This window comes from Streptomyces sp. NPDC059679 (genome assembly GCF_042734105.1).
Lineage (GTDB): Bacteria > Actinomycetota > Actinomycetes > Streptomycetales > Streptomycetaceae > Streptomyces.
The window spans coordinates 1-10246 of the sequence record NZ_JBHWES010000087.1; the positions used below are offsets into that span (position 1 = coordinate 1).

Genomic DNA, 10246 nt, shown 5'->3' on the forward strand with positions numbered 1-10246 from the left:
GTCGGGGGCCGTCGGGGACCCGTCGGGGGTCGGGCCCAGGGCTCAGCGGGGGTCTCAGCCCATATGCGGGTAGCGGTAGTCGGTCGGCGGGACCAGGGTCTCCTTGATGGAGCGGGTGGAGGTCCAGCGCATCAGGTTCTGCCTGGCGCCCGCCTTGTCGTTGGTGCCGGAGGCCCGCCCGCCACCGAACGGCTGCTGGCCGACGACGGCCCCGGTCGGCTTGTCGTTGATGTAGAAGTTGCCGGCCGCGAAGCGCAGCGCCTCGCAGGTGGCGGCGGCCGCGGCGCGGTCCTGGGCAATGACGCAGCCGGTGAGGCCGTACGGCGACGCCGACTCCATCTGCTCCAGCATCGCGTCGTACTCGGCGTCCTCGTAGACGAACACCCCGAGGATCGGGCCGAAGTACTCGTCCTTGAAGATCTCGTTGTCCGCGTCGGTGGAGACGAGGACCGTCGGGCGGACGAAGTAGCCCTCGCTGTCGTCGTACGTGCCGCCGGCCACCACCTCGATGGTCGGATCGGACTTCGCCCGGTCGATGGCCGCCTTGGACTTGGCGAAGGCGCGCTCGTCGATGACGGCGCCGATGAAGTGCGACAGGTCCGTCACATCGCCCATCGCCAGGCCCTCCACCTCGGCGGCGAACTCCTCCTTGAAGCCGCTCTCCCACAGCGAGCGCGGGACATAGGCGCGCGAGGCGGCGGAGCACTTCTGGCCCTGGTACTCGAAGGCGCCCCGGGTCATCGCCGTCTTCAGCACCTTGGGGTCGGCCGACGGGTGGGCGACGATGAAGTCCTTGCCGCCGGTCTCGCCGACCAGCCGCGGGTAGGTCTTGTACGCCTCGATGTTGGCGCCGACCGTCTTCCACAGGTACTGGAAGGTCCGGGTCGAACCGGTGAAGTGGATGCCGGCGAGGTCCGGGTGGGTCAGGGCCACCTCGGAGACGTCCTTGCCGTCGCCCGTGACCAGGTTGATCACGCCCTTGGGCAGCCCCGCCTCCTCCAGCAGCTCCATCAGCAGCACGGCGGCGTGGGTCTGCGTCGGGGACGGCTTCCAGACGACGACATTGCCCATCAGGGCGGGGGCGGTCGGGAGGTTGCCCGCGATGGCGGTGAAGTTGAAGGGCGTGATCGCGTAGACGAACCCCTCCAGCGGCCGGTGGTCGCTGCGGTTCCAGACCCCTGGGGAGTTGGTCATCGGCTGCTCGGCCAGGATCTGGCGGGCGAAGTGGACGTTGAAGCGCCAGAAGTCGACCAGCTCACAGGGGGTGTCGATCTCGGCCTGCTGCACGGTCTTGGACTGGCCGAGCATGGTCGAGGCGGCCAGCGTCTCGCGCCACGGGCCGGAGAGCAGATCCGCGGCCTTGAGGATGATCGCGGCCCGGTCGTCGAAGCTGAGCGCGCGCCACGCCGGGGCGGCGGCCAGGGCGGCGTCGATCGCGTCCCGCGCATCGGCCTGGGTGGCGTTGGCGTAGGTGCCCAGGCGCGCCGCGTGGTTGTGCGGCTGCACCACATCGAAGCGCGTCCCCCCGCCCATCCGCTTCTCGCCGCCGATGGTCATCGGCAGGTCGACGGGGTTCTGGGCGAGCTCCTTGAGCTTGGTCTCGAGGCGTGCGCGCTCGGGGGTGCCGGGGGCGTAGGTGTGCACCGGCTCGTTCACCGGCACGGGGACCTGGGTCACGGCGTCCATGGTGGCCTTGTCTCCTTCGAGCGTCGGGGTCGATCGTCGTGTACGCGAGGGGGCGGGGGGGAGGAGCGTTCCGGCCGGTCAGCCGCGGCCGACCAGCGAGCGCAGGAAGAACGCCAGGTTCGCGGGGCGCTCCGCGAGGCGCCGCATGAAGTACCCGTACCAGTCTGTTCCATACGGGATATAAACCCGCATACGGTGCCCCTCGGCGGCAAGCCGCTCCTGCTCGGCCGGGCGGATCCCGTAGAGCATCTGGAACTCGTACTCGTCGAGCTTGCGGCCGAAGCGGCGCGCCAGCTCCTGGGTGATGGCGACCATCCGGGGGTCGTGGGAGCCGATCATCGGGTAGCCCTCGCCCGCCATGAGGATCTTCAAGCAGCGCACATAGGCCAGATCGACCTCGCGCTTGTCCTGGTACGCGACGCTCACCGGCTCCTTGTACGCGCCCTTCACCAGCCGCACCCGCGAGCCCTCCCCGGCCAGCGCCCGGCAGTCGTCCTCGGTGCGGAAGAGATACGACTGGAGGACCGCGCCGGTCCTCGGGAACCGCCGGCGCAGCTCGGCGAGGATCGCGAGGGTGGAGTCCACGGTGGTGTGGTCCTCCATGTCCAGGGTGACGGTGGTGCCCGCCGCGTCCGCCGCCTCCACCACCGGGGTCACATGGGCCAGCGCCAGATCGTGGCCGCCGGGCAGCGCCTGCCCGAAGGCCGACAGCTTCACCGACATCTCCGCCCGCCCGGCCAGGCCCCCGGCAGCCAGCGCCTCGGTCAGCGCGAGATAGGCGTCCCGGTTGCGCAGCGCCTCGGCCGGGTCGGTGATGTCCTCGCCCAAGTGGTCGAGCGTGACCTCCAGGCCGCGCTCCGTCAGGGCGCGGACGACCGGGATCGCCTCGGCCAGGCGCTCGCCGGCGACGAACCGGTCCACCGTCGGGCGGGTCACCGGGGCGGCCGAGACGATACGGCGGATGGCGGCACTGCGGGAAGCGGCGAGCAGCACGGGACCCAGCACGGGGCACCTCCACGATGACGGCCGTCGGACGGCTTTGTTGACTCACCGTGAAACTTAAGGATCGCTCGCATCCCCGGCCATCGACAGCTGTCACGCATCCGTGTCCGGGATCTCAGACATATGTATGAGAATGGAGGCCGTGGAAAGGAGGCGGCCGGTGCTCGACGACTACCAGCAGCTTGTGGACGAGATCTCGGCGGCGCTCGGCGCGCCCGCGACGCTCGAGAACCGTGACTTCGAGCTGATCGCCTTCGGCGCCCACGACAGTGGGGGCGACCCTGACAAGGCCGACGAGGCCGACGAGCCGGCGCTCGACCCGGTGCGGACCCGCTCCATCCTGCGGCGCCGGTCCACGGCGGCGGTGCGCGCCTGGTTCGAGGGCTTCGGGATCGCCCGGGCCCAGGCCCCGCTGCGGATCCCGCCGGACCCGGGGGCTGGAGTCTTCATGGGCCGGATCTGTCTGCCGGTGCGCCACCGGGGCGTGGTGCACGGCTATGTGTGGCTGCTCGACGACGGCCATCTGTCCGACCTGGAGCTCGGCGGACCGGCCGGCCCGCCCGACCCCCGGCTCGCCCGCGCGATGGAGACGGCAGCCCGGATCGGGGCGCTGCTGGCGGCGGGGGCGCAGGCCGACGAGGAGCTGGGCGGGCAGCTGCGCGATCTGCTGACCGGGCCGCCGGGCGGTCGCGACACCGCGCGTACGGCCCTGCGCGCCGCGCTGCGCGGGGCGGCCGACGGGCCGCTGGCGCTTGTCGCGGTGACCCCGTGGGCCCCAGGGGACGCCGCGAACGCCGATGACGCCGAGGACTACCCCGCCACCCGGCTGCCCAGCCCGCCCGGGGTGGCCGCCGTCTGCGTACTCCCGGTGCCACCCGGACCGGATCCGGCGGCGGGCCCCTCGACGGGCCTGGTGACGAGTCCGGCGAACGGGCGCTCCGCAGCGGCGGGCCTGGCCGCGCTGGTCCGGCTGCGCGCCTCGACGGCCCTGGACCCGGCCCGTACCGCGGCCGAACAGCTGCTGCGCTCCGCGGGGGCCGGTCCGGGCGGCACAGTCAGCGCGCGGGCCGACGCCACCCGCGTTCCGGAGCGCCCCGGGACCGTACGGGACGGGGGATCCGCGGGCGTGAGCGCACCGCGCCGCGGCCTGGACGACCTGCCCGCCGCCTGGTCCGAGGCGCTGGCCGCCGCGCGGGCCGCTCGGGCGGACGCGCGGCTGGGGCCGGTCGCGGAGTGGGCGGCCATCGGGCCGTACCGGCTGCTGGCCGCGCTGCCCGCACAGGCCGGCCCCGACCCCGTCGTACAGGCCCTGTTGAAGCCCCCGCACGCCGAACTCGCCCGCACCGCCGAGGCGTTCCTGGACTGCGCGGGGCAGGCGAGCCGCACCGCCCAGGCGCTCGGCATCCACCGGCAGACGCTCTACTACCGGCTCTCCCGCGTCGAGCAGCTGACCGGACTCGACCTCGACGCGGGCGAGGACCGCCTGCTGCTGCACATGGCGCTCAAGTCCGCGCGACTGTGAGCGGCGCCCGCACCCTACGTCCGTTGTCAGTAGCGGGTGGCACAGTGGGCACCGCCGGTCGGGAAGGCGATCGGGGGACCCGAGGACGATGAGCGACAGCGACAGGGGCCGGCCATGGGTGACTACTTTCAGCGGATCGTGGACGTGGAGGCGGACGAGCAGGAGGCCGGGCCGCTCGCCGAGCGGATGGCCGACTGGCTGGTCTCCGAAGGCGTGATCACGCGCGAGACGTCCGGCGAAGGGGTCTACAGCCAGACCGCCGACGAGGGATATGTGCCGGGCCCCCGCTGGGACCGGGCCGTGGTGGGTTCGGCGGAGACGACGTGGCAGCCCGGCCCGGTGGCGGTCATGGTCGGGCGGGACTACTACGTCGGGGGCCAGGGCCAGGACGAGGCGGACTCGGCGAGCTGTCCGCGCTGCGACGCCACGACCGTGATCATCGACTATCCGGAGGAGTTCGAGGCGGACGACGAGGTCTGGCGGCCGTACCGGGAGGCCATCGCCGTCTGGAAGGAGACGGGCGAGGGAGGAAGCGTGGCCTGTTCCGCGTGCGCGGCGGCCGTCCCGGTCACCGAGTGGCGATTCGGCTCCGGCTTCGGCCTCGGGGCGCTCGCGTTCGACTTCTGGGGGTGGCCGCCGCTCGACGACGCCTTCCTCGCGGAGTTCTCCAGTCGGCTGGGGCACCGCACCGAGGAGCAGATGGGCAAGTTCTGAATGGCCGTTCGCCGGGTCGGCCGGAGTCGGTGGGCAGCTGTTGCTGTTGCAACGGCGCTCAAACCTGCGCATCCTCGACGAAATCAAATCCACCCCTATGGCGCAGCCCGATAAATTCCGACCAAATGCTGATCATTTGAGGGGTCGACATCGCAAAACAAGCTCTGGCATACTCTCGGGTCATAGGATCTGCTATTGCAGAATCGGGGGCATTATATGACCGCACCGACACGCAGCAGCAAAGAGTTATTCAAGTATTCGGCAATCCCGAGTCTCAGCCTGAGAGAAAACCTGTCGGGCATCCTCGCGGCCCGTCGTGACCAGTTGAGTTTTGTATCGCATGCCGCCACCCGCGGGGACATCGTCCGCCTGCGCTTGGGCGGCCTTCCGATGGTTCTCATCAACCACCCCGACCACTTCCAGCATGTGCTGGTGGACGCACACGCCAACTACGACAAGGACAACTTCCTCTACCGTGCGGTCCAGACCGTATTCCGGGGCGGACTCGTGTCCAATCCGGGCGGAGAGCGCTGGCGCGCCCGGCGACGGATGATGCAGCCCTCCTTCAACCGGGGCAGCATCGTCGACCTGACGCCCGGTATGACCGAGCTGACCGGCGAGCTGCTGGACAGATGGGCGGGCCGGGACGACCCCGACGCGGTGGTCGACATCTCCGCGGACATCCGCGACCTCGCCCTGAAGATCGCCCTCCGCTCCCTGTTCGGCGTGGAGGCAAGCGCCGAAGTCGCCTTGTTCGAGCGGAACTTCCTCGAGCTCAACACCATCATCGGGAACTTCTTCCGCTTCCCCTTCCCGCCGCTGAACCGGCGCCCCCGGCTGCGGGCGCTCATCCGCGACATGGACGGCTTCGTCGACCGGCTCGTGGCGGACCGGGAGGCCGACCCGGCCGAGCGGCGCGATCTCTTCGCCGCGCTGCTGACCATGACCCACCCCACGAGCGGGGTGAACCTCACCCGGCAGGAACTGCTCGGCGAAATCCTTTCCACCATCGTCTCCGGATACGAGACGTCCAGTAATTCCATGGCCTGGGTCTGCTACCGGCTGGCCCGGCACCCGGAAGTCCAGCGCCGAGTGCAGGAGGAAGTCGACCAGGTCCTCGACGGACGGGTGCCGACCCTTGAGGATCTGTCCGAGCTGACCTACACCCGTATGGTCATGGATGAGACCCTGCGGCTGCACACCCCCGCCTGGCAGACCATGCGCCGGGCCATTCACGAGGACGAGATCGGCGGCTATCGCATCCCCGAGGGATGCGGTGTCTACCTCAACTTCCTGACCTACCACCGGCACCCGGAATTCTGGCCCGACCCGGATCGCTTCGATCCCGAGCGCTTCGCTCCGGAGAACGCGGCGAAGCGGCCGCGCAATGTCTACCAGCCGTTCGGCAGCGGGCCTCGATACTGCATCGGCAAATATTTTGCCCTCACCGAAATGCAGATCGTCATCGCGATGCTCGCGCAGAACTTCACCGTGACGGTACCCCCGGGGCAGCCGCCGGTCGGGTTCGCACCGCTGGTCACCCTGCACCCCAAGGGCGGCATCCAGCTGCGCCTGGCGCGTCGTTGACCGACCCCGCCCACGCGAGCGGACCCCCTTCGTCTCTTCAAGCCCACGGCTTCTGAAAGCCCACGGCGGATGAGCGCCGTCCTGGGATGTCACCGCACCAATGAACGGATGACCCATGTCTTCAGCACCGGCCGTGCCCGACGCGGGCCGACGGCCAGAGACCAGAGAGATACCGACGATCCGCCGCAAAGACGGCATCGGCGGGGCGCTGGCCTTCCGCAACGACCAACTGAGCTTCCTCGGTGCTGGCCTCGCCCGGTACGGGGACATCTTCCGCTTCCGGCCATTGGGCATCCCCATTGTGCTGGTCAACCACCCGGACTACATCCGCCACATCCTGGTCGAGAAGGGCGAGAGCTACGACAAGGACGCGATGCTCTTCCGCGTGGTCCGGCCAGTGCTGCGCAAGGGCCTGATCGCCAACGCGGACATGGAGCTGTGGCGTCGGCAGCGGCGGATGATGGCGCCGCACTTCACCCCGCGTACGGTCAGCCACTTCGCCCGCAACATGACCGACGAGGCCGACCAGATGCTCCAGCGCTGGGAGCCGCGTACCCATGAGGTCCTGGACGTCACCGACGAGATCGGCCAACTCGCGCTGCGCATCGTCAACCGGTCGCTGTTCAGCGCCGACGTCGGCGGGACGGCCCAGGCGTTCGAGCGGGCCTTCCAGACGGCCAACGCCATCCTCGGCGACTTCTTCCGCTTCCCCTTCCCCCCGCTGAACGTCCCGACGCCCCGCAACCGCAGGCTGCACCGGGCGATCGGCGACATGGACACCTTCGTCTCCGAGTTCATCCAGGAGAAGCTGCGGGCGGACGTCCCCGTCGGCGACGAGGCCGATCTGCTGACCCTGCTGCTCCACTCCGTGGACGAGGAGGACGGCAAGGGCATGGACCTGGAGCAGCTGCACCACGAAGTGCTGAACATCTGCATCGGGGCCTACGAGACCACCACCAACACCCTCTCCTGGGCCTTCTATCTGCTCGCCCGGCACCCCGAGGTGGAGGAGAAGCTGCACGCCGAGGTGGATGCCGTGCTCGGCGAGCGGACCGTACCGTCCTTCGAGGACCTTCCCCGGCTGACGTACACCCGGATGGTGTGCGACGAGACCCTGCGGATCTACTCCCCCGCCTACCAGTTCATGCGCCGGGCGCGCGAGGAGGACGTGATCGACGGGTACCGGGTCCCGGCGAACACCAACGTCCTGATCAACAGCTACTTCCTGCACCGGCACCCGGACTTCTGGGACGACCCGGAGCGCTTCGTCCCCGAGCGGTTCACACCCGAGGCGATCGCCGACCGGCCCAAGCACGTCTACACGCCCTTCGGCGCCGGCCACCGGATCTGCATCGGCAAGCACTTCGCCCTCACCGAGCTGGTCCTGGTCCTGGCGACAGTCGCCCGCCGATACCGGCTGGTGCTGCCCAAGGCGACGACCGAGGTCCACCCCGAGGCGATGATCACCCTGCACCCCGGGGGCGGTATCCACCTGCGGCTGGAGGAGCGCCGATGACCACAGCACCGACAGGACCGGCAGGACCGACAGAACCGGCGGACACAACACCGGCCGACCGGATACCGGAGCTCTACTGCCCCTTCCCGCACCAGGTGAACCAGCACGCCGAACAGGCGCGCCGCCAGCTGAGCGAGTGGGTGCGTACGGTGGGCCTCATCCAGCGGGAGTCGGCCAGGCGGCGCTTCGAGCACGCCGACTTCGGCTGGTTCGCCTCGGTGGTCTATCCGACGGCCGACGAGGAGCGGATCCTCCTGATGGCGGACTGGTTCGCCTGGCTCTTCCTCGTCGACGACCAGCTGGACGACGGTGCCTTCGGCCGCGATCCGCAGCACGCCGGACAGGTGGTCGCGGGGATGCGCGCGGTCCTGGAGAGCGCGGACCACGGTGCCGCCGCGGCCCGCCGCTCCGATCTGCCGACCTCGGTCTCCTCCCTCGCCGACCTGTGGCGGCGCACCGCTACCGGGATGACCGATGCCTGGCGGCGCCGCTTCGTACGCCACCTGGAGGACTGTCTGACGGCGGCGGCGGTCTGGGAGGCGGGCAACCGGGTGCGCGGCATCGTCCCCGAAGAGGACGACTACATCGAGAACCGGCGCCACACCGGGGCGATCTACGTGTGCATGGACCTCATCGACGTGGTGGAGCGCCTCGATGTGCCGGTGGCTCTCTACGAGAGCGAGGAGTTCCGGGACGCGCTGGACGCCGCCTGCAACGTCGTCTGCTGGACGAACGACATCTACTCGCTGGAGAAGGAGCGGTCCCTGGGAGAGGTGCACAACCTGGTGTACGTCGTACAACACCACCGGGAGCTGAACCAGGAACGGGCCATGGCCCATGTCTGCACGGCCACCTCGGACGAGACCCGGCGCTATCTGGCCCTCGAGAAGCGGCTGTTGGCCCGGCACCCGGACCGCTTGGACCTGCTCACCCCCTACCTCGCGGGCATGCGCACCTGGATCCGCGGCAATCTCGACTGGTCCAGCCGCACCAAGCGGTACCAGGCGCGGACCGGCGGCACGGCGCCCCAGCCCGCGCTGTACCTGGAGCCCGATCTGGTGGTGGCCGACCGATGACCACCACCCTGACTCCGGACACCTCGGAATCCTGGCAGGTGCTGCGCCGGGCCGGGGAACTCACCGGCCCCCGGATCCGCCAGGCCCTTGACCGACTGGCCGAGCCGGTCCGTACGGTCGCCCGGTACCACTTCGGGTGGTGCGACGCGGCCGGGCGGCACACCGACGACGGGTGGGGCAAGGGCCTGCGGGGCGCGCTGGTGCTCGGCGGCGCACAGGCGCTGGGCGCCACGCCCGGGCGGGCGCTCGGTGCGGCCGCCGCGGTGGAGCTGGTGCACAACTTCTCGGTGCTGCACGACGACGTCATGGACCAGGACGCCACCCGCCGCGGCCGGCCCACGGCCTGGACCGTGTTCGGATCCGCCCAAGCGCTGCTGGCCGGTGACGCGCTGCTGGTCCTGGCCATGGAGGAGCTGGCCTCTTCGCCGTCCCCCGTACGGCACTCCACGAGCGCCCAGGAACTCTGCCGGGCGCTGCTGGAGCTGGTCGCCGGCCAGAGCTCCGACCTCGCCTTCGAGGAGCGCGCCGACGTGGATCTCGAGGAGTGCCTGGCCATGGCCGCCGGCAAGACGGCCGCGCTGTTCGCCGGGGCCTGCGGCCTGGGCGCGCTCGCCGCCGACGGCGGCCCCGCCCAGGTGGAGGCCCTACGCGGCTTCGGGCACCACCTGGGTCTGGCCTTCCAGCTGGTGGACGATCTGCTGGGCATCTGGGGGGACACCCGGACGACCGGGAAGCCGGTCGGGGCCGATCTGCACCGGCGCAAGAAGTCCCTGCCGGTCGTCGCGGCCTTGCGCAGCAATACGCCCGCAGGGCGGCGGCTGGCCGAGCTGTACCACGACGAGCGTCCCTTGAAGTCCACCGGCGTCGCCCACGCGACCACGCTGGTCGAGCAGGCCGGCGGGCGCGCCTGGGCCCTGGCGGAGGCGGCCCGGCAGCGGTCCATGGCGCTGGACCGGCTGGCCGAGGTCGCCCTCGATCCGCAGGCCGCCCACGGTCTGCGGTCGCTGGTGGACCTGGCCATGCACCGCAGCAGCTGACCGGCCGGGGGGCCGCCGCCCCGCCCCCCCGCCCCCCCCCCCCCCCCACCCCCCCCCCCAACCACACACCCCCAAACAAAAAACACACACAACCCCAAAATAAACG

At 70.6% G+C, this 10246-nt stretch carries 8 protein-coding genes; 6 read left to right on the plus strand and 2 right to left on the minus strand.

Annotated features, from left to right (window positions below; genetic code table 11):
• Positions 1-54: 54 nt before the first annotated feature.
• Together pruA and ACFV2X_RS49140 are read right to left on the minus strand one after the other, a co-directional pair.
• Positions 55-1686 carry an L-glutamate gamma-semialdehyde dehydrogenase gene (pruA, locus tag ACFV2X_RS49135; protein ID WP_385629328.1) on the minus strand — a complete coding sequence of 544 codons (1632 nt, stop codon included), beginning with the start codon at positions 1684-1686 and terminating at the stop codon, positions 55-57.
• 78 nt (positions 1687-1764) lie between these two features.
• Complete coding sequence (locus tag ACFV2X_RS49140; protein WP_385629331.1) at positions 1765-2691, minus strand: proline dehydrogenase family protein; 927 nt, start codon at positions 2689-2691, stop codon at positions 1765-1767.
• A gap of 157 nt (positions 2692-2848) precedes the next feature.
• Between ACFV2X_RS49140 and ACFV2X_RS49145 the strand changes: the two genes are divergently transcribed.
• The 6 genes from ACFV2X_RS49145 (at position 2849) to ACFV2X_RS49170 (ending at position 10140) form a co-directional block, all read left to right on the plus strand.
• Positions 2849-4210, plus strand: coding sequence for a PucR family transcriptional regulator (locus ACFV2X_RS49145; protein ID WP_385629333.1), 1362 nt, complete (start codon positions 2849-2851; stop codon positions 4208-4210).
• Between the two features lie 114 nt (positions 4211-4324).
• Positions 4325-4924, plus strand: a complete 600-nt coding sequence (locus ACFV2X_RS49150) for a hypothetical protein (protein WP_385629336.1) — start codon at positions 4325-4327, stop codon at positions 4922-4924.
• Between the two features lie 216 nt (positions 4925-5140).
• On the plus strand, positions 5141-6511 hold the full coding sequence (locus ACFV2X_RS49155; protein ID WP_385629412.1) for a cytochrome P450: 1371 nt from the start codon (positions 5141-5143) through the stop codon (positions 6509-6511).
• 115 nt (positions 6512-6626) lie between these two features.
• A complete protein-coding gene (locus tag ACFV2X_RS49160; RefSeq protein ID WP_179285418.1) occupies positions 6627-8027 on the plus strand; it encodes a cytochrome P450 in 1401 nt (466 codons plus the stop codon).
• Complete coding sequence (locus ACFV2X_RS49165; RefSeq protein WP_385629339.1) at positions 8024-9103, plus strand: terpene cyclase; 1080 nt, start codon at positions 8024-8026, stop codon at positions 9101-9103. Before ACFV2X_RS49160 ends, ACFV2X_RS49165 begins: the two co-directional genes overlap by 4 nt.
• Positions 9100-10140, plus strand: coding sequence for a polyprenyl synthetase family protein (locus tag ACFV2X_RS49170; protein WP_385629342.1), 1041 nt, complete (start codon positions 9100-9102; stop codon positions 10138-10140). Before ACFV2X_RS49165 ends, ACFV2X_RS49170 begins: the two co-directional genes overlap by 4 nt.
• Positions 10141-10246 lie beyond the last annotated feature (106 nt).